Here is a 21,061-nt window from a genome sequence, read left to right on the forward strand (position 1 = left end):
AAATGGAGGATTATGAAATGAAAGAAATTGTCGTCATTAGTGGCAAAGGCGGGACAGGCAAGACCAGCCTCACAGCATCTTTTGCTTCGTTGGCAGGAAAATGCGTTGTTTGTGATGCTGATGTGGATGGTGCTGATCTGCACCTGCTGCTGCAACCCAGGACAAAGACCCGCACAGATTTTATGGGAGGAGGACTTGCTGTAATAAACGGTGAAACCTGCACTGAATGCGATCGATGTCGCGAGCTGTGCAGGTTTGGTGCTATTTCAGAAAACTACGTTGTCGACCGGTTTAAATGTGAAGGATGTGGAGTCTGCGTAGATCTCTGTCCGGAACAGGCTATAGATTTCCCGATTCAGAAATGTGGTGAGTGGTATAGCTGTACGACACGGATCGGTCCCATGGTGCATGCCAGGTTGGGTGCAGCCGAAGAAAATTCAGGAAAACTCGTCAATCTGGTTCGTAAAGAGGCGCGAAAAATAGCCGAAGAAACGGGAAATGACCTGCTTATTACAGATGGCCCTCCGGGAATCGGCTGTCCTGTAATAGCTGCGATTGGCGGAGCAACTGTTTTGGTAGTCATCGTTGAGCCAACCTTATCCGGCCTGCATGATATGTCGAGGGTTATAGATCTTGCTGCCCATTTCAGAGTTCCTGCGATGGTCTGTGTCAATAAGTTTGATCTGAATCTGGAAATGACAGAAACAATTGAAGAGCATGCCAGATCGAGAAATCTGATGCTGCTGGGTCGGATACCGTTTGACCCTGTTTTTGTTCAGGCGATGGTGCAGGGACAGAACATTATAGAATATGCGGATGACTCAAAGACTGCAGAGTCTGTTCGCGAAGTCTGGAACAATATTATTGAGTCACCAGTGATTAAAATGGCCGGAATCGTCAACATTCCTGCTGCAATATCTTAATACAACGGAGAAGAATAATGTCACGAATGCGGATAGCTGTACCATCGGAAGGAGCAGGCGGTTTAGACGGAGTGCGGGCAGGTCATTTTGGTCACTGCGATGTGTTTACCCTTATAGATCTTGAGAATGGCGAGATTACACAGACCTCCATACTCCAGAACGTATCGCATGTTCAAGGTGGATGCATGGTTCCTGTGAATCTGCTGGCAAATAATAGTGTAGATGCTTTAATTGTCGGCGGTATCGGTATGCGTCCCCTGATGGGCTTCCAGCAGGTTGGAATCAAGGTATATCATGAAGGAGAGCGTCAGGCCATTCGTCCGGTTGTTGAGGATATGATTGCAGGAAAAATACCTTTGATAGCAGAAGATCAGGTTTGTGGAGCAGCGCAATAATGAGTTCTCCCTGTTGTATTGTATCATCAAGTACTTCAGGAATGGTGGAGGATACAATAATGAAAATAGCCGTAAGTTCAACAGGGCCGGATATTTCGGATGCTGTCGACCCGCGTTTCGGCAGGGCCGCATATCTGCTAGTTGTTGAGATTGACGATATGACGTTTAAGGCAATAGATAATACGAAGAATGTAAATGCCTTTAAAGGTGCTGGTATACAGGCGGCTACCACCCTGAGTCATGAGGGGGCAGAGGTCTTACTTACAGGATACTGTGGTCCGAATGCTTTTAAGACACTGAAAGCTGGAGGTATACGTGTCGTAAACGATATGGGTGGAACTGTGCACGATGCTGTTATGGCATTTAAGAATGACGAGTTTGCCTATAGCTCAGAGCCGAATGCTGAAGGGCATTGGTAATAATTCCTATGTGGTAAGGCATAGTAGATAATACTGCTGTGCCTTACTATAAAAAAAAAATAGTACTTTCCGAGATCACGTAGAATTGTCCTGCAATCAGAGAGAAATCGTCTTGAAATTTGAGAAATGTAAATGATTTAGTCAGCTAATTAGTTAGGTGTATGTCCGCTAATTGAGCGAGATTCGGTTGAAAAAAATAAATATATCTCTAATTATCGCTTTACGTAAGTTAATTGTAAGAGTATAGAAATAGTGTTGCCGGATACAGCGTTTCCTGTCAAGTACAGGGATCAGGTAAGGTTTTTGCAAAATGTAAAATAATTTGGTCTATTTGCAGAATCATTACCAGGTAGCGGAGGGAGACAGGCGTATTATTGATATTCTATCGTGGATTACTGGTTGTTTTTACGATATACTGGCGTGAGAATAGACAGAGGAGGGGGCTTGATGGATGATCTCCAGGCATTGATTGAAAAGATCAGAAAGAATGTCGTGGCAGAGCAGGAGCAGAAATTTGCTGATGAAACATTCCAATACTTACGATACTCAATTCATAATGGGCGTATGCGGAATGCCGATGCTTTTGCGTGTTTAACCGGTGAGAACGGTGAGTCGATGGAGCTGTATCTTCGCTTCCGTAAAAACGGTGTGGAAGAAGCGTCATATGTGACAGATGGCGGATCAGCCAGTCGCTTATGCGGTTCCTGTGTCGCCGAACTTGCAATAGGTAAAACAGCCCGGCAGCTTTTAGAGATGAGTGCGGCAGATATCCTGAAAAGGGTACAGCGTGCAGGTGAAGGCGTCGAGACAAGTGCAGTGCTCGTAATTGAAACCCTGCATAAAGCTGTTGAGCAGCATTGGGTTGTAAATAATTCTAATTCGGCTCCTCCTAAGAAAATACAACGCGCTACCCAGTTTATAGCAGTTGGTGTTGGCCACAATCATATGCATTACTCAAATTAATTACTTTCTACCTTATGATAAACAGCCACTGAGAATATTCTCACGTGGCTGTTTTTTTTTGACCTGTCTCACTTCTATGCACATTGTAACAAACTGTGATCGTCTGCTGTTCACTACGGCATCAACAGATCACTGTAAATTTTTGTGCCCAGCCTTTTCTTATTTTCCTTTCTATCTTTCATACGTGTAATGCATGCAATCGCTATTGATTCATTCGCGTTTTCTACTTCGTCAACATAAAATAATCCTATTAATTTTCGATAGTGATTTCCTGTTTCTTGAAAAAACTGGGATACGCATGTTGTTCATCTTACCCGAACTGTCGGAAGCGGTTATGGCTGGAAAATGCTTGTCGGGACTGCTGATACGCAGTGGGAAAAGATAGTTTCACAATAATTTTCCTTGTCAAAGGGGTGGCTTTTGCATTACTTGTCATGTGTCCTGTCAGACAGTAGTATGGCTTTTTTCATCCAATTAACTCGTCGATTTTATGTGTACTTCACCTGCACTGATGGGTAAATAATGATGGCTCTGCTTTTCGGGTGGCAATTTTAAGAGTCTCATGTTTCACCCTGCTTGTCTGTTATGGTTCAATAATCCTTAATCACTCTCCACAGGAATATGTAGTATGAATGAAAATGAGATACTAAGACGGGGATTTTCCGTTTTGGAGCAGTATCATTCCAGTCAGAAAGACGGAAGATTTGTTGATTATACGTCCCCGGGTGATCTGCAGCGAATACTCCAGCTTGACGATCCTGAAAGTGAAGGGGATTGGGAAAAACTGTTCACCTGGATGGAACAGTACCTGAAATATGGTGTGAAGAGTGCGCATCCCTCTTTCGTCAACCGTATGTGGGCAGGAGCTAATCTTCCTTCTATGCTCGGTGAAATGGCTGTAGCTATCTCCAACACATCATCCTGTACATTTGAGTCAGCACCGGTTTCCACCCTGATGGAAAAGTATATGATCAGGCAGATGCTTGATCTGGTCGGTTTTCGTAACGGTGAAGGGCAGATGACTACGGGTTCCAGCAATGCCAACATGATTGCTATGATGTGCGCCAGAAACCTTGCAGGTAAAGAGGTAAAGAGAACAGGTCTTTTCGGGCAGCAGGAACTCTATGCTTTTGTCAATGCAGATGCTCATTACTCAATGGATAAAGCAGCAAATATTCTCGGGATCGGCATCGATCATCTTATCAAACTGCCTGTAAATGGCAGAGGAGAGGTTGACCCTGCTGATCTTGAAAGTGAACTTGCATCGGTGGTCGAAGCTGGTGGAATTCCCTTTTTTGTAGTGGCCACCGCGGGAACTACCGTGCGTGGTGCTTATGATCCGATAGAAGCAATGTTGAAATTGCGTGAAAAATATAAATTCTGGTTGCACGTCGACGGTGCCTGGGGTGGTGCGGCGGTGATGAGTGAGAAGCTGCGAGCAAAATTCCTGCCTGGATTGAGTAAGGCAGACTCGTTTACCTGGGATTTTCACAAGATGCTTGGCTCGTCACTTATGTGCAATATTCTTCTGGTTAACCATAGCACACACACTTTTGGTACAGTTCTGGGGGGGGGAGACGGTAGTTATCTCTTCAGGGATACCGATGATAATGATGTGCAGGATCTAGGTTCTGTTTCTCTGCAATGCGGACGCCGGGTAGACAGTCTTAAATGGTTCCTGGACTGGAAGTATTTCGGCAAAAAAGGATTTGGTGAGCGTATTGAGCATTATCTCGATTTGTGCAGATATGCACAGGAATGCGTCGAGAATATTCCTGAGTTAGAGATGGTTGCCCCCCGGGTATCATTTAATATCTGTTTTCGCTACAAGGTAGCCGAGCATATGGCGGACGATTTCAATCAGGAACTACGTACCCGCCTCTATAAACGCGGCCTGGCTCTTGTTGGTCTCGCCTATGTTAAGGAAAAACTGATTTTGCGTCTACTTATCACCAACATCAACGTCAATCGCGATGAGATAGACACGTTCTTTAAAGAACTGGTCGCTATCGGAAATGAACTGGTTGGTGAGGGGCAGCTCGGATGAGAACTGAATGCGGAAGTAGCACAGAGGTATTGTGAACCACTCTTGCATGACGAATAACGAGAGCAGGGGGGCACTCTATGCACTATTTTCTACAAAGAGATACTCTTTACAATTGTTCCTCGGCCTCTTTTCTGTGCTCTTGGAGTGCTGGTTCCTGTCACTCTGGAAGTTGAAACTCTATTGCATTTTACCTGTTTTGCTGCGGCTTTTCCGCTCCACTCTATTTGGGCTTCAGAATAACCCGGAAGCAGCCGATGGAAATGGAATCACTCGAAGTCAGATTTTCTGGCTAAATCATTAGTGGTGAGGTAGTTTGCAAAATTCAAAAAGTTAGCTATCATAATTATGATAACAGTGATTGATTCCAGTTGTTATGGATGAACCGGTAAAATAGCCTTCAGATATTTGACATTAGACATCGAAGTAACATTAAGGAGAGAGAGCTACCATGGGCAGTTCGCTTCAGGACCAACTCTTGAAACTGGGAGTGGTTGACAAAAAACAGGTAGGAAAAGCGAAAAAAAAGCAGCACGACAAACGCAAACAGCAGATTTCGAAAAAGCAGGCACCACCTGTGGACGAGAATAAACTGCTGGCAGAGCAGGCTCTTGCTAAAAAGAAAGAGCGGGCAAAGCAGTTGAACCTTGAGCGAGAGGAGAAGCTGCGAAAGCGTGAAGAGGTTGCCCGGATCAGACAGATGATTGAGCAGAGCCGGCTACCTAAAGATGATAAAAAAGGTGTTGCTTATCGTTTTGTTGACCAAAAAAAGGTTTTCAGGATTTTTATCAGCCAGGAGCTGATAGATAGCTTGAGCAGGGGAACAGTGGGAATTGTTCGTCATAATGCTCAGTATGAAGTCTGTCCTGCTGAAATAGTTAAAAAGATTCGTGAGATGGACAGCAGTGTTGTGGTTGTCTTAAACAAACGGGTCAAAGATGATAAAGCCGACGAAGATGATCCTTACGCCGGCTATGAAGTTCCGGATGACCTCATGTGGTAGATGTCTATGCGTTTATATGGTGTCTCTGAGGCACTATTTTGCAGTAAAGAGCGGGTTCAGCAAAAGCTGGAGTCGCTCTTTTTTTGCTTGTATATCAGTTATGCGGGTAGTGATGATTAATTTTTTCACCCCTGTTTCTGCAATAATCGGGTCTATTTCACTTAAATCGATAGGCAGTTCACGGCCATTTACCAGAGCGACGAGAGCGTTACCTATATCACCGCCGCCAGCATCTTTGCTTGAATTGACCTTGTCAATTACCGGAGTAATAAATAATGCCTGTTTAGCAGCATCAAAGCGTAGTTTTGCTTTGGTGTTGAAATCAAGTTCAACTGTGCCTACATCGAGATTGATTGTATGACCTGCAAGCTCAGTAATAAATTTCATGCCGTTACCTGTCAGGTGCAGTCGGCAGACGATGTGATCCTGTATGATTTTAAAATCGCTGATGCTTTTGAGGTGTATTGTTCCCTGAAGAGTTTTAGATTGCGCCGGATATTCAAGCGGTAGCGCAGCAGCAATTGCCTTGGCTAATACTTTTTGGGGCAGATCTATTGTTATATGGTCATCAGCAGCTGCTGCATTGTTGAGGTGAGCAGTAGAAAAGAGAAGTATAGAACAGATAATAATCAGAAATTTGCGCATATCAAATTGGCTTGGTGATAGAAGTTATTTGTTTAAGATGTACATGTATGGGAGTCTGTCGGAGTGAACATTTTTCTCTCAAATCAAGGCATTGTCAGAAAATTAAGGGCATCCATGTTGTTAATATTGCGAAAATTAACTTTTCCACAATTACGACCAGTTGAGGGGAAAGCGGGCTGTTTGACAGTCTCCTTGTGAGGATTGCCTAAACTACCATTACGTGTAGTAATACAGATTGCCAGGCTAAACCGCAAGCCCTAAGAATGCGGCGTTGGTTGTCGTCTATTTTGATACGCATTTTCAGGCTATTACGTTATGGTGCATTTCTTTATATCCATGAATTACAGACAAATGTTTATATATTGAACCGGGCATGCCAAAACTTACCGTCACCTCAGATTGCCATTTGGCAGGTATTGACCAGCAACTCGAAGAGGAGTTGAAGAGCAAACTGACTATCGACAATCCTAAATATACCTCAGCAAAAAAATATGGTCGCTGGATCGGCAAAAAGCTCAAACCGACGTTAGAGTATTACGAAACGGTGCCGGGCGGTATTCGTTTTCCACGCGGGTTTTCAAACCAGGCGGTTCTTCTTTGTCGTGAACATTATGGTGAAACTCCGGAAATAATTGACGAGCGACAATTGCTTGATGAAATTGATTTGGTGTTTTTAGGAGAGCTCCGGCCATATCAGGAACAGGCAGTAAATCTGGTGAGTAAACGTTCTTTTGGTGTGCTGGAGGCTGGAACAGGTAGCGGGAAAACCGTTATGGCTTTGGCAGCAATAGCTGAACGCAAGCAACCTGCGCTGGTAGTGGTTCACACCAAAGAACTCCTTTACCAGTGGCAGGAGCGTGTGAAAACCTTTCTCGGTTATGAGGCCGGGCTTATTGGTGACGGACATTTTGATATAAAGCCGGTGACTATTGCCATTGTCAATACAGCGAGAAAGCGGGCTATGGAGCTTGTCCCGCATTTTGGTCATCTGATTGTTGATGAATGCCATAGGGTTCCGGCTGCGCTTTTTACCGATGTTGTGGCAAACTTTAACTGCCACTATCTGCTCGGTTTGTCCGCGACCGCCTTTCGAAACGATGAAGGGCTTACCCGGTTAATCTATTATTTTATGGGTGATAGGATTCATCAGGTAGATCAGGGGGAACTGCAGGCAACGGGTGCAATACTTAAACCTCAGCTTATTAGAAATACAACGCTGTTTACCTATCGATATCGTGGTGATTATCAGGCACTAATCAAAGCGTTGACAAGACATCAGGGGCGAAACATGCAGATCACTGAAGATATCGTAAGGGTTGCGGCTGATAGAGATTCCGGCACTTCACTTGTTGTTTCGGATCGTGTCAGTCACTGTGAGATTTTTGCCCGTTTACTCACCGAGAGGAATGTGAAGGTAGAAATGCTCACGGGGCAGGTGTCTGCTGAAAGGCGGGCTGAGATAGTTGCCGCAGTCCAGCAAGGTAAAGTTCAGGTCCTGGTAGCAACCTTGCAACTGATTTCGGAGGGTTTTGACTGTCCCGGCCTTTATACGCTGTTTCTTACCACCCCCATAACATTTGAAGGACGCCTGTTGCAGGTTATTGGTCGAATCATGCGACCTGCAGTAAATAAGCAAGCACGAGTATTTGACTATGTAGATAAAGGGGTCAGCACATTGAACCGTTCCGCTAATATTCGACGTAACGTTCTTTCCCAAATGTAATTCTGATGGGCTTGTAAAAAGCCCGATCTATTTCGTTGAAGACACTACGGCTCGGAGTCTCCCTGCCGTCGCTTACCTGTATGTCGAACTTTTTTCAGAGGCCATCCGTACGACAAGGCAGACTTTTTCCGAGATCATCGATCCTAACCTGAAAAAAATCGGATTAATCTATTCCGCATCTGCATTATCTTATCTTTATCTCGTTGATTTTTGCGGATAAGCAACTATTGTTACGGAAAAGTTTGCTTGTATGCGACACTTCGGGTATTATAAATGGTTTTGCTGCACAGAATGACAGCACAGCTAAAGAGTGTCCGCTCAGGATGCTTTCCTATTTTCAACTGCACACACAGTGCATATGGTATTGAGGTCTCAGGCTCATTCACTGCCTTTGGAGACCAATTAAGGACACAGAATGGATCAGAGTAAACTTCGTAACGTTGCCATTATCGCCCACGTTGACCACGGTAAAACCACGCTGGTAGATCAGCTTTTCAAACAATCCGGAATGTACAGAGATAATCAGGAAGTTTCTGAGAGGCTTATGGATTCTATGGACCTCGAGCGTGAGCGCGGTATCACCATCACATCAAAGAACGGCTCCTACACTTACGAGGATAACTGGATTAATATCATTGATACACCTGGTCATGCTGACTTCGGTGGACAGGTTGAGCGCGTTTTGCGTATGGCCGATGGTGCTTTGCTGCTCGTTGATGCGCAGGAAGGTCCAATGCCTCAGACCTATTTCGTTTTAAAGAAAGCTCTTGAGAATAGCCTGCCTGTTATCGTTGTTATCAACAAGATCGATAAGCCGGCCGCCCGTTGCGACTGGGTAGTTGATCAGGTTTTTGACCTGTTTGTTAAGTTAAACGCTCCTGATGATATTCTCGATTTTCCTATTGTCTACGCCTCCGCTAAAGAAGGTTACAGCTTGGAAAGTCTTGATGACGATAAGGGTGAAGGTAATATGGACCCGATTTCCAAAGCGATAATCGACCATATACCTGCCCCGACCGGTGATGTTAATGCTTCTTTGCAGATGCAGGTTGGTACTATTGATTACTCTCCGTATCTTGGTAGATTAGGAATTGGTAAAGTTGTCAATGGCACCCTCAAAATCAATCAGCCAATTGCAGTTGCGCGTCGTGACGGTTCGATCAAGCCTATTAGAGTATCAAAGATTTTTCGTTTTGAACGCGATCAGAAAATTGCTGTTGAAGAAGCCGGAGTAGGTGAAATTATAGCAATTGCAGGTATGGATGATGTAACTGTCGGTGTTACTTTTACTGATATTGATGACCCGAAGCCGTTGCCACTCATCACCATTGATCCTCCGACAATTTCAATGAACTTTATCCCTAACGATTCACCGTTTGCGGGTAAAGAGGGTAAGTATGTTACTTCCCGTCATATTGAGGACAGACTCAAGCGAGAGATCCTTGCCGATGTCGCTCTCCAGTATGAGCCACTGACTGACGCTGTCGGCTTCAAAGTATCCGGCAGGGGAGAACTTCATCTTTCCATTTTGATCGAGAAGATGCGTCGTGAGTTGTACGAGTTTCAGGTAACCAGACCTCAGGTTATCATGAAAGAAGAAGACGGAAAGCTTCTTGAGCCTTATGAGGAACTTACTGTTGATGTTGACGAGAAATTCCAGGGCCCGGTTATTGAAAAACTTGGGAAATTGAAAGGCACCCTTGAAGAGATGGGAACCGAGAACGGCATGGTTCGTATGGTTTTCAATATTCCGACTCGAGGTCTTCTTGGTTACAGATCACAGTTCATGACCGATACCAAAGGTATGGGTATGATGAGCTATGTGTTTCTGAAATATGGTCCGCATGCTGGTGAAATCATTAACCGTGTTAATGGTGTTCTGGTGGTAAAAGAGCCATGTACATCGATAGCTTATGCGCTTTTCAATCTTCAGGATCGTGGTAAATTGTTTGTAGGGCCTGGTCTGCCGCTCTACTCCGGCCAGATAATCGGTGAAAATGCACGTCCATCTGATATGGTTGTAAATCCCGGTAAAGGAAAAAAGCTGTCAAACGTTCGTGCGTCCGGAACCGATGAAGCCGTTGTGCTGACTCCTGCAACTATTTTGTCTCTTGAAGATTGTATTGCATATATAAATGACGATGAGCTTGTAGAGGTTACTCCACAGTCTATTCGTTTGAGAAAAACGACTGGAACACGAATTAAGATTTAAGGACAACAATGATGGATATTCTCTATATCATAATTTCTGCGGTTGTGGGTTTTGCTGCGTTTGCCCTGATTAAGAGAAAATTCGGCAGTGATTGTATACCATGACTGTTGATGTATGGATCCGTCGGGACGGGTCTTGTCACTTTCATGATATTCAAAGCATTGTTCTAAAATGAAAAGAGCGTTTTCGGATTAACTCCGAAAACGCTCTTTTTTTATACTATGATCTAAACTCCTTTACAGAGAGATCAAATCAAAACATCCTTCAACGCCTTACGCCTTACGCCTTACGCCTTACGCCTTACGCCTTACGCCTTACGCCTTACGCCTTACGCCTTACGCCTTACGCCTTTTCATCTCATAATAATCTGCTAGAATTTTTGCATGATCAAAAGCGAGTGGTGGTAGGTCTTCTTCTGTAAATAATCCAGCTTTTCCAGCATCGTCGCCAGCTTTAGGTTTTCCTTCTGCATTGCCGATAAAAACCGTTGATGCTGTATGTTGCCGCGGATCACGATCTGGGGCGGAATAGGTACGGAACTGTTTCAAATTTCTTACTATAAGTCCGGTTTCTTCTTCGGCTTCGCGAAGAGCAGCGGTTTCATACGATTCGCCGTAGTCAACAAAACCACCTGGCAAAGCCCAGCCAAGGGGATGATTTTTTCTCTCTATAAGCACAATTGCGTCAGCAATCTCGATAATTATATCAACCGTTGGCGTCGGGTTCCTGTACACCTCTATTGGACTATCGCAATGTGGACATTTCATATTTTAAAACCAGTCTGAACGTGTTGGTTATGATGAGAAAACGAGCAACTCTCTAATCTCCTGCCAGTTTTGAACGGAGTTAAGATTATGCCTGTCATGGTTCCAGGGATGACTGAATACCAGAGGGGTAATCCCGGCTTCTGCCAATTTGTTACAGGTTTCTGCACGATCATCAACGAAATATTTAATCCCATGTTCCCTGATGTACTTAAGTTTGTCGTCATGGTCTCCCATGGCTATGACTTTAATGGCTTCACGGGTAGTGGGTGGAAAAAACGTATCGAACCAGTCTATCACAGGTTGTTCAAAAGGGCGGGCAGTGATAACGGTAATTGGTGCATGGCAGGCCAGTTCCCCAAGGACTTCAACTGCTCCCGAGATGGGTTGCAGGCCGGTTGAGAGAGAATCCTGCATGATATCAAAAAAGATTCGTTCAACCAGATCTGTTGGAATGCTGATGCAGTTTTCAATCTCAAAACTGGTGATGTCGTTTAATGTAAAGGAGCAATATTCGTGTTTTTCGCAAGCGAGCCGAAGAAATGTCTCGGCAGTATCAGCGATAACTCCATCGAGGTCGAAACCAATTTCAGCAGGGTGGATAGCGAGCGACTTTTTTATAAACATATGTTTCTACCTACAAATAGGTTTTTTCGAGATCTTTTACCTGTTGTACAAGTGTCGAGTTTTCAGGCGTGTCAATTCCAAGCTTTTGGGCAGCCGCGACGACAGCACCATTTATCGCATCGATTTCGGTGCGGCGGCCTGAGCGCACATCCTGCAACATTGATGAAATATTCGTAGAGGTTTTTTCGCAGACATCGCGGGTTATTTCAAGTGAGTCTTCAGGTACATGAATATTACATGCTTTTGCTACGCGCATGGCTTCTTCGACCAGCTTTTTCATTCGCTCCTGAACTCCGGGCAGGGTCAATAGTTCACCATTAGTACAGTCAAGAGTGGCGGTAAGGCCATTGATGCCGGTATTCACCATGAGCTTGGTCCAGAGACGGGAGAGAATGTCACTGGAAATTCTTGATTTGAGACCGGATGCATTAAATAGCTCTGTAACAGTGGTAAGTTTCTTTTCAGCACAATCCGGGACTGGGCCAAGGAATCCGAATTGGGTAAGTCCTCGTCCTGCATGTTTGACCTGACCGGCTCCGGTCATATTCGCACCTTCAGTTGTTGTGCCGAAAGCGGGCGTGGCATTTCCGGTAAGGGTTTCGGCTTCCAGATGAGCAACACCGTTCTGCATAAAGAGCACGAGTGTTTCAGGGCCAAGCAGAGGACTGCAGAAACCGAGGCAGCGTTTAATATCGTAAGACTTTACACAGAGTATGACAACATCAGCCTGCCCTGTTTCGGTAGGGGAGGAGGATACAGGAACGGCAGCCCGTTCCTGTATTCCTTTGTATTCGTAGACAATGCCTTTAGTGGATAGCTTTTGAGCCCGTACAGCATTGTGATCCAGGAGAGTGAAGCGATGCTTCCCATCCCGATCGGCCCTGACTAGCATTGACGCAAGAAGACAGCCAAGGGCTCCAGGCCCGACCAGAACGAAATGCATTTCAGTTGCTCCAGGTTATTTGATGATTTTGGCTTCTTCGATTATAGCGGCATATTTGTAGCCGGCTCCAAAATCTTTATCAGCGGCCAGTGTGCCTTCAAACAGAATAACTGTGTCACTTGATGCATGCTCATGTGTAGTGACCACGAGGTCGTGGGTATTGTTCATCGGGTTTCCAGTACCATCCTGGAGGTGGATCCAGTTTCTACCCATGATGTTCTCACTGACCTTGACTACCTTGGCCTGCACTCTGATGGTTTTGCCATTGAGAGCTTTTGCCTGGGTAAAGATTTCTTCTACAGTGTAGCTATTTTCACCGGGTGCTTTCTCTACGACGATTTCAGAAAATGGGACAATGGCACCTGTGCTGCCACCACTAGTTGCACCCATTACAGGGGCAGGAGCAGTTGGAGCAGTTTGCTGTTCGCGGGCAACCGCAGCGGCAAACGGATCAGCAGGGGCGTCTACAGGTGTGGCTTCTGCAACGGCCACCGGAACCAGTTCTGTATCTACAATACCGGAAGAGAAAATAATTGAAGGGAATGTACGATCAAGCGATTTAGAGTGAAAATTCTTTATCTCCATTCCTTCGCTGTAGCTTATCCTATCTCCGGCAGCAATCTCAGTTTTTGGGACTGCAATCCAGATTTTACCTGTGCCGCTGTCAACATGAGCATAGGTGTAACCGGCAGCGTTCATTGTCTCGAGTACTGTTCCGGAAGTGTCTGCTGCTCTCAGTTGGTCGGCAGAACCGCTTGCAAGGGTGAGCATAGCAGCTGCAGCTATATGAAAAAACGTTCTTTTCAGCATGGTATCTCCTGTTATTAATGGATTTTTAAGCACCGCCGCACAGGTTAATCATTCTCTACCAGAAAGGCAATGTGCTCAAGGAGAGTTCGTGTCCATAGTTCATAGCCGGCGTTATTGATGTGCACCCCATCAGCTTCGAGCAGTCGGGTATCCGCATTCAAAAATCGAGCATAGGCATCGATAAAGCAACTTCCTGTTTGCCTGCAAATGGTTTGTATGTGATTGTTAACACTTGAAACAGCATCTTTGCCAAGATACGGCAGTTCCATTGGAAGCAGACTGTTAACCATTATTTCGGCAGTAGGATATGCCTTGGCCAGGTAGACAATTATTTTACGTAAGTCTTCTGTAAAAGCGAAATTTTCCTGGGCAACATCATTGGTACCTATCATCAGCAGGATAATTTCTGCTGATTTATGACGAGATTTAAGGCTGGGAAGAGAGCGAAGGATTTCGCTGGTTGTTGCCCCCGGGACACCGTAGTTCTTTATAGTGAAATGGGGAATGCGTTTCTGCCAGTCAAAGCCGGCGATCATAGAGTCTCCAATCATCAGGAAAAGAGATTCGTGACCAGTGTGTGAGGGAGGAGCAAGTGACATATCAGGTTCGCAAAGTATGGCTGCAATAACAGCGTTAACGGTTGAAATTGTATACAATGCATATAACACAGGCAACAGGTCCTGCCAAAGGTTTTTACCCGAATGTTAATGTCGTACCAGTCCGCTGCAACTCTTTAGACAGTGTATATTGTCTGGAGTTTAGGCGACGTTCCGCTTACCCCCACTTTTAGCACCCTGATTGTGTTTCTCATTCGGTTATACAACGCTGGGATGCTCATTTATTCGTGCTTGCAGAGCGTTAAAGTTCCGAAATAATTATGTAAATAATTTAATATTCACAAAGCACGAGGTTGTTTTATCGCTTGATAAAACTTTATTGTCGTCTTAGGCAGATCGTGACTGCAACACTTTTATGCCTAGAGGCGCAACAGATATCGGTCTGGTACCATTGTCAAGCGGGTCTGAGTCACGTTGAATATCACCCGGAGACTCTGCAGCAGTATCAATCAGAAGATGCCACTTACGGTTATTTCTGTTATGCGGAACCTGTGGTGGAGTAAAGTGTAACATCCGCGCTCTGTCGCCGTTAAGCATAATGAAAAAATCATCATCGCGCGAGTGATCTTTGCGCGCCCCATAGAGCAATACTCCGAGTCCATGGCATTCGCGGGACCAGTCCACTTGGCCGGGGATCAGATATTGCCAGCGTATCTCTTCAGCAGTCTCACCTCCAGTCGGGTTGACGGGATGGAAAAAATCCTCTCTTCTAAATACAGGATGGTTTTGGCGTAACTGAGCACACAGTCTGAAAAAACGCAGGAGGTCATAGTTGTCGTGTAGCAGTTGCCAGTTTATCCAGCTTATCGGGTTGTCCTGGCACCATGCATTATTGTTGCCCAGCTGGGTTCTGCCAAATTCGTCACCGGCAGTTATCATTGGGACTCCCTGAGAGAGCATAAGGATGGTCATCATTGATTTGATCCGCTTTTTGCGAAGCTGCTCTATTTTGCCGGTTGCAGGTGTCCCTTCGTAGCCGCTATTCCAGCTGATGTTATTATTTTCCCCGTCCTTGTTATTTTCTCCGTTACTTTGATTGTGTTTCTGGTTGTAGCTGACCAGGTCATACAACGTAAACCCATCGTGACTCGTGATAAAATTTATTGAGCTGAGAGGGCTGCGGCAACTTGCCTGGTAGAGATCAGAGCTGCCGGCTAATCTGGTGGCCAGGCGGGTAATCATTCCGCTATGCCCTGCCTGAAAAGCCCGGATATCATCACGGAACCTGCCGTTCCACTCGCCCCACCGGGCATCTGTGGAAAAAGATCCGACCTGATAGAGCCCTGCGGCATCCCATGCTTCAGCTATTATTTTAGTGTCACGCAGGACAGGATCTTCAGCGATGATTTCAATCATTGGAGGGTTTGGAAGAACGTTTCCTTCCTGATCCCGACCCAGAATTGATGCAAGGTCAAAACGAAAACCGTCAATGTGCATCTCCATAACCCAGTAACGAAGTGAGTCGCGGATGAGAGAGCGGACCACCGGGTGGTTGCAATTAAGTGTATTTCCACAGCCTGAGAAATTTAGATACTCTTTTTCTTCAGGGTCGAGCAGGTAATATATGGAGTTATCGATTCCTCGGAAGCTACTTGTGTTTCCCTGGTAATCACCTTCCCCTGTATGGTTATAAACCATGTCAAGAATCACTTCTATACCGGCCCGATGCAGGTCACGAACCATGGTTTTGAATTCATTGATGTGATCTTGTGGATTACAGGCGTATCCGGATTTCAACGCAAAAAATGAGACAGGATTATACCCCCAGAAGTTCTTAAGTTTCTGCCCAGAGACGGGGTCGGTAAAAATGTTGTCATTTTCATCAAATTCTGTAACCGGCATAAGCTCAACCGCTGAAATGCCGAGTTCCTTAAGGTAAGGTATTTTCTTGATGATACCGTTGTAAGTACCGCTGATTTCGGGGGTTGATCCATTTGCTTGAGTGAATCCCCGAACATGGAGTTCGTAAATCACTGTTTCTGCGAGAGGAGTTTTCAGCGGTTTGTCGTTGTTCCAATCAAAATCGTGAGTGATTATTCTACAACTGGGTTCAATTCCATATTGTGAAGAATCACCCCATTTTCTAGCGGAAAGAGCGTGGCAGTATGGGTCTATTAAAATTCTCTCTGGATAAAATACTGAGCCGGGAATATCGTCATCTCCTGCTATACGATACCCGTACGTGATATCACAATGTGAAGTTTCCAGCAGAGTATGCCAGATATCACCAGTACGATGTTCATCCGCGCTGAGTACGATTTCGTAGCGATCTTTTTCATCGATGTCTGCCTGATCAACATCTATGACCAATGTCACTTGTGATGCATTTCGGGCGAACAGCGCAAAATTGATACCTTCATTTAGAACTGTAACCCCTAAAGGGAGAGGGTAGCCTCTTTTAATAGGCCAGGGATAGTTTTTTTTGGACATGTTTGGTAATGATTATTATAATCAGTAAATGTAAAGATGATTGGAAGATTACTTTTCTAATGCCGTCGAATTAGTATACCTCAGTTTTGTGTCAGGAAGAAGGGTGTACAGTACTGATAAATCTAAGAAGGTGCAACACTCAGCATGAAGGAGTCAATATGGGAATGTTTCACAAAGTCAAAGTAGGCAATAAGGTCATCAGCCCGATCGACTGGGAGATGAGTCCGGAATTAACCTTCGGAACCTTTGAATCCTGGGGAGGCCGTGAACGGGTCCGAAATAATAATGAGCGTGTCTATTACTTCTTCGTGGATGACTGGGGTGATCAGCCGAAACTCTGCCTAATGGAGCGTGCGGTAAAGCATGCTAAAGTTGTGGCAGAAATCAAAGCTCCAATGGACATGATGAAAAAATGCGTAGCCGAACATGGCTATGTTGCAAAATTTGAGCAGAGCTTTGCCATCAATGATCAGATCCGTGAATGGTTAATCAGAAATGTTCTTGATGACGGCAACTCCACACTGGTAGTTCCGGTTTTTGAAGACGATGAAGTTGAAGATATGGGCCCAACCTTGCCTGATCAGAAAGTCTCGGCTTTTTCAGGAAAAGCATTACGGTTGCCGACAGAACCGGTCTTCATTCAGGAGGAAGAGGTTGTTGAGCTGATCAAAAAATGGAACTTTTACGATAGTGAGCATAATCCTACAGGGCGCTTTGATAACTGTCTGGTAAATGGCGCTGATGAAAACACTGTTGTCGATCTACGTACAAATCTGATGTGGCAACGTGCTGGCCTGGACATCCATTCAATTCGGCATATCAGAAAAGAAATTGAAAAGATAAATAGTGAAGGTTTCGGCGGGTATAAGGATTGGAGAATGCCGACCCTTGAAGAGGCCATGTCGCTTATGAATCATGAGCCCAATGAAAAAACCATTCACCTCAATCCATGTTTTTCAAAGAACCAGCCGTTTATATTTGTCGAGGCACGGCGCAAGCCCGGTGGATATTGGTTTGTAGACTTTAAACAGGGGAGGGCATTCTGGTCCTCCGGCACTATTCCTGGTGGCTTTGGTCGGTTAGTGAGGTCTGTGGTATAAGTAGTTGAAAAAAAGCGATGTGAAAGTGTAATTTTTACCTCGATTATCAGGGAGGCCCTATGAATTTTCATAGGGCCTTTTTTTGTAAAGAGGGTATGTCGTGTCTGTTTTGTGGGATCGAAGTGTAAATGACGTGACTGACATTCTCCAGGGTAGATCTCGGAATATTGGAGAATAGCCATGTCTCTATTGATCTTTCGGAGGTAATTCTTACACGGAATGATCAGCAACCCAGATTATTCCGAACATTTGTATTACCGCTGAATTATTCAGTGGCCTTTTTGCTTCGATATCCCGGTTTGACAAGAATTTCCAAGTAGAAGGAGTCGAGTTGTTTTGACTCGGCCTCAGAAATGTATGTATTAATTTCGGAGAGATGAATGACTTTACTCGTTGCTTCATCGGCACCGAACTTGCAGTCAAAGTCCCAAAAATCAACTTTATCAGGCAGAGTCTTTTTGCGTTCTCTTTTGATATACTTTTTCACTTCATGTTTTATGGCTTCAACAAGTCTAGGAAGGGGGAGCTTTGGATGGGTCAGACTAAAGGTTTTTTTCATTATGATTCCAGGGGTGTTATTTGTAGTAATTGATAATTGGAATGAGGCTATAAAATTATAGCGCTAAAGGTGTTGTTCACCAAATTATTTTGGTTCCTCGAAGTGCTGAGTGGATTTACCATTTTTAAATGAGTTCGTCTTCCACTAACGCTTATTGAACCATTTAGCAGGAGTTCGGCTGGAGACATCTTTTCACATTCCCTGATCTGATAAATAGTGAATTCATGTGAAGTAGATCACGGTTGGGAAGCACATGCACAAATAAGCCGGAATACTACGTAGTTTCCTTTGCATCATAACGTGGTGTTTCTTGAGTACAAGGGTGAATGTTAATCCGCACGAAACATCGAAAAATCGTATACATTATCTACCAGATCATGTTTCTTCAAATGGAGATTGAAGGTAATTCTAATCATTTTTTCGAGGAAGAGTTAAACACGAAAGGCTCTATGGAAGAAATCCATAGAGCCTTTCGTGTTTAGGAGGGTGTCCGGGAATGCTATTTTCCCCAAATTATTGGCGTTTTTATAATAACAATGCTCGAAATATCGAACATACAAATTCGCTTGTCATTATCGAAATTCCTCAATTTGAGAAGGAATGTCTATTCTCGGATAACCTCCTATGCACCTGATGTAATTCGTTGGCACTGCGGCATCTGTGCAGGAGTGCCAACGAAATCGGTCTGCTATCAGCTCGCAGAGGCTGCTTTCTCTTTCTCAACGATATGTGGTTCGTTGGGGCAGGACTTGGCTACGCGAAGCTCAGATGACGGCAGATCGTTCTGATCGTAACAGTAGATTCCGCAATTCAGGCAGCGGGCCGCTTCGGTGAGGCACTGTTGTTCGGTAATTGTGCCTTCAACTTCTCTAAAGCTACCCATGCGTTCTTGTACTGTGATCATTGGTTTTATTGCCTTGGTTTTGGCCGGGGCAACGTTTACCAGTGAATCTATTACTGATGGAGCCATCATTTCACGTTGCCTGTCTTCGATAGGTGGAATTTCACCTGTGGTAACGTAATAATGGATAGATCTGGCGGCAAATCGACCACCAGCTACGGCCTCGACCAGAAGTCTAGGTCCAGTGAAACAGTCTCCACCGGCGAATACTCCTGGCAGATTGGTTTGCAGAGTTTCTTCAGATGCATCAATGGTGCTGAAACGGGTTTTTTCAATTCCGTCAGCTTCGACGATGGCATCGAGATCTGCAGCCTGACCGACAGCCTGAATAACGACATCACAAGGAATGATTTCCTTTGATCCTTCTACAGGAGAAACGTCCGGCATTCCACCAGGATTTTCTTTCAAAGTGACTTGCTCGACTTCGATTCCTGACAATTGGCCATCTTCACCGACAAATCGCACCGGGGAAATGAGACAGCGCATTTCTACACCTTCGTTTTCCGCATCGGTAATTTCATGCGGGTTGGCCTCCATCAGTTCCCGTGAGAATCGGAATATCAGAAGAACGCTGGAAGCGCCGGCTCTCAGTGCAGAACGTGCACAATCCATTGCAACGTTACCTGCGCCGATTATGACAAATCTCTTTCCGGTGACCTTCTCCTCATCAGTATGGAAACGTCTCAGGTAATCAATGCCGCTGTAAATGCCTTTGAGTTCTTTCCCCTCAAACGGCAGCAATCGTCCCTGCCATAAACCGATAGCAAGATATACAGCATCAAAACCGACAGCTTTCAATGATGTAATTGTGATATCTTTACCCAGGGTAACGCCAGTGTGGGCTTTTACTCCCAGTTCGAGAACTCCGTCAATATCCCATTTGTACTGCTCTTCTGATAATCGATACTCAGGAATACCGTAGAGAGGCATACCACCGAGTTTTGGCATCATCTCAAATATTTCTACCTGATGACCAAGCCGTGCCAGGTAGTATGCCGCCGAAAGTCCAGACGGACCGCCACCTACTATAGCGATTCTCTTACCCGTGTCAGCTGCAACAGGAACAGGCAGTCTCTTACCACTTTCACGTTCCCAGTCGGCTACGAAGCGTTTGATAGCATTGATGCCAAGTGGATCATCCTGAATCTGACGACGACATTCACCAGCACACAACTCAGGACATACACGCCCGGTTGCTACCGGTAAAGGATTGTTGGCTTTAACGGTCATCAGGGCCGCACCATATTCGCCTTTACGGGCGTGGGCCAGGTATTTCGGGATATTGATCTGGGCAGGACAGCGCTGTCTACATGGGGACAGGCAATTGGTGTACTGGTTCCAGTGCAGAATCTTTGTTGTCTCTCCGACCAGGGAGATGATCCCTTTGGGGCAGGTAGCAACGCAACTACCGCAACCTACACAGCGATCCGCATCGAATATAGGCAGACCACTTTCAGGGTTCATTTGAATCGCGCCGAATTTGCAGGCATTCTTACATGACCCCATACCAAGGCAGCCGTTTTCGCAGCGTATAAACCCATGATAGAGCTGTAGAGCAGCACGGCAATCCTGCAGGCCTGAGTAGTTATACTTACGTGCGGCACGGTAACCGCCTTCACAGGTAGCGCAGGCAAGCGCCGGCTCTGAGCCAGTCACGTCATAGCCAAGGAAGGTTCCGATCTCTTCAGCGGCTTCATTGCCGCCTACCACACATGAATTTACCGGGATCTCTCCCTTGACCATAGCCTCGGCTGCAGAACTGCAACCTGCCTGTCCACATCCGCCACAGTTGGCGCCGGGGAGCAGGTTTGTTATAGCCTCGATGCGTGGATCTTCTTTTACGTAAAAAACTCTTGCTGCTATGCCCAGAATAATAGCCGCCACAAAGGCAATTCCGACGAGCAGGAGTATCGGTGCAATCACAATAATTCTCCTTATTTCCTATTTGGTTTCCGTTTGAAAAACAGGAATTTTGTTCGAGAC

The 21,061-nt window shown here is 45.2% G+C and carries 18 protein-coding genes; 9 read left to right on the forward strand and 9 right to left on the reverse strand.

From position 1 onward, the window contains the following. Nucleotides 1-17 precede the first annotated feature (17 nt). The 6 genes from FCL46_RS01320 (at nt 18) to FCL46_RS01345 (ending at nt 5,747) form a co-directional block, all read left to right on the forward strand. Nucleotides 18-923 (forward strand): nucleotide-binding protein, encoded by a 906-nt coding sequence (locus FCL46_RS01320; protein WP_136809761.1) that lies wholly within the window; start codon nt 18-20, stop codon nt 921-923. Nucleotides 924-940: 17 nt separating this feature from the next. Then, nucleotides 941-1,318, forward strand: coding sequence for a NifB/NifX family molybdenum-iron cluster-binding protein (locus tag FCL46_RS01325; protein ID WP_136809760.1), 378 nt, complete (start codon nt 941-943; stop codon nt 1,316-1,318). Nucleotides 1,319-1,377: 59 nt separating this feature from the next. Further along, on the forward strand, nt 1,378-1,737 hold the full coding sequence (locus FCL46_RS01330) for a NifB/NifX family molybdenum-iron cluster-binding protein (RefSeq protein WP_136809759.1): 360 nt from the start codon (nt 1,378-1,380) through the stop codon (nt 1,735-1,737). A 447-nt stretch (nt 1,738-2,184) separates the two neighbouring features. After that, nucleotides 2,185-2,700 carry an iron-sulfur cluster assembly scaffold protein gene (locus tag FCL46_RS01335; RefSeq protein ID WP_136809758.1) on the forward strand — a complete coding sequence of 172 codons (516 nt, stop codon included), beginning with the start codon at nt 2,185-2,187 and terminating at the stop codon, nt 2,698-2,700. 628 nt (nt 2,701-3,328) lie between these two features. Beyond that, complete coding sequence (locus FCL46_RS01340) at nt 3,329-4,747, forward strand: pyridoxal phosphate-dependent decarboxylase family protein (RefSeq protein WP_136809757.1); 1,419 nt, start codon at nt 3,329-3,331, stop codon at nt 4,745-4,747. Nucleotides 4,748-5,195: 448 nt separating this feature from the next. Beyond that, a complete protein-coding gene (locus tag FCL46_RS01345) occupies nt 5,196-5,747 on the forward strand; it encodes a DUF2058 domain-containing protein (RefSeq protein WP_136809756.1) in 552 nt (183 codons plus the stop codon). Between the two features lie 33 nt (nt 5,748-5,780). On the opposite strand, the gene FCL46_RS01350 is transcribed toward FCL46_RS01345, so the two are convergent. Beyond that, complete coding sequence (locus FCL46_RS01350; protein ID WP_136809755.1) at nt 5,781-6,392, reverse strand: hypothetical protein; 612 nt, start codon at nt 6,390-6,392, stop codon at nt 5,781-5,783. A 373-nt stretch (nt 6,393-6,765) separates the two neighbouring features. On the opposite strand from FCL46_RS01350, the gene FCL46_RS01355 reads away from it, so the two are divergent. Together FCL46_RS01355 and typA are read left to right on the forward strand one after the other, a co-directional pair. Then, entirely contained in the window at nt 6,766-8,115 is a 1,350-nt protein-coding gene (locus FCL46_RS01355) for a DEAD/DEAH box helicase (RefSeq protein ID WP_136809754.1), read from the forward strand. A gap of 415 nt (nt 8,116-8,530) precedes the next feature. Then, on the forward strand, nt 8,531-10,327 hold the full coding sequence (gene typA, locus FCL46_RS01360) for a translational GTPase TypA (protein ID WP_136809753.1): 1,797 nt from the start codon (nt 8,531-8,533) through the stop codon (nt 10,325-10,327). Nucleotides 10,328-10,662: 335 nt separating this feature from the next. Here typA and FCL46_RS01365 read toward each other — a convergent pair whose 3' ends face one another. From FCL46_RS01365 to glgX, 6 genes are all read right to left on the reverse strand, one after another. Next, entirely contained in the window at nt 10,663-11,094 is a 432-nt protein-coding gene (locus FCL46_RS01365; RefSeq protein ID WP_136809752.1) for an NUDIX domain-containing protein, read from the reverse strand. A gap of 27 nt (nt 11,095-11,121) precedes the next feature. After that, on the reverse strand, nt 11,122-11,718 hold the full coding sequence (locus FCL46_RS01370) for a 5' nucleotidase, NT5C type (protein ID WP_136809751.1): 597 nt from the start codon (nt 11,716-11,718) through the stop codon (nt 11,122-11,124). A gap of 10 nt (nt 11,719-11,728) precedes the next feature. Beyond that, complete coding sequence (locus FCL46_RS01375) at nt 11,729-12,661, reverse strand: ketopantoate reductase family protein (protein ID WP_136809750.1); 933 nt, start codon at nt 12,659-12,661, stop codon at nt 11,729-11,731. Nucleotides 12,662-12,676: 15 nt separating this feature from the next. Further along, nucleotides 12,677-13,471 carry a DNA-binding protein gene (locus FCL46_RS01380; RefSeq protein ID WP_136809749.1) on the reverse strand — a complete coding sequence of 265 codons (795 nt, stop codon included), beginning with the start codon at nt 13,469-13,471 and terminating at the stop codon, nt 12,677-12,679. A 44-nt stretch (nt 13,472-13,515) separates the two neighbouring features. After that, on the reverse strand, nt 13,516-14,139 hold the full coding sequence (locus FCL46_RS01385) for a GDSL-type esterase/lipase family protein (RefSeq protein ID WP_228723400.1): 624 nt from the start codon (nt 14,137-14,139) through the stop codon (nt 13,516-13,518). 276 nt (nt 14,140-14,415) lie between these two features. Continuing rightward, nucleotides 14,416-16,518 (reverse strand): glycogen debranching protein GlgX, encoded by a 2,103-nt coding sequence (glgX, locus tag FCL46_RS01390; protein WP_136809747.1) that lies wholly within the window; start codon nt 16,516-16,518, stop codon nt 14,416-14,418. Between the two features lie 158 nt (nt 16,519-16,676). Here glgX and FCL46_RS01395 point away from each other — a divergent pair, with 158 nt between their 5' ends. Beyond that, on the forward strand, nt 16,677-17,618 hold the full coding sequence (locus FCL46_RS01395; RefSeq protein ID WP_136809746.1) for an Lcl C-terminal domain-containing protein: 942 nt from the start codon (nt 16,677-16,679) through the stop codon (nt 17,616-17,618). Between the two features lie 265 nt (nt 17,619-17,883). Here the strand turns inward: FCL46_RS01395 and FCL46_RS01400 are convergent, their stop codons facing one another. Both FCL46_RS01400 and FCL46_RS01405 read right to left on the reverse strand, forming a co-directional pair. Further along, complete coding sequence (locus FCL46_RS01400; RefSeq protein ID WP_136809745.1) at nt 17,884-18,177, reverse strand: DUF6172 family protein; 294 nt, start codon at nt 18,175-18,177, stop codon at nt 17,884-17,886. A 691-nt stretch (nt 18,178-18,868) separates the two neighbouring features. Next, nucleotides 18,869-21,001: an FAD-dependent oxidoreductase gene (locus FCL46_RS01405; protein ID WP_136809744.1), complete on the reverse strand. Its 2,133-nt coding sequence runs from the start codon at nt 20,999-21,001 to the stop codon at nt 18,869-18,871. Nucleotides 21,002-21,061 lie beyond the last annotated feature (60 nt).

The organism is Desulfosediminicola flagellatus, from assembly GCF_005116655.2.
In the GTDB taxonomy this organism is placed as follows: Bacteria; Desulfobacterota; Desulfobulbia; order Desulfobulbales; family Desulfocapsaceae; genus Desulfopila; species Desulfopila flagellata.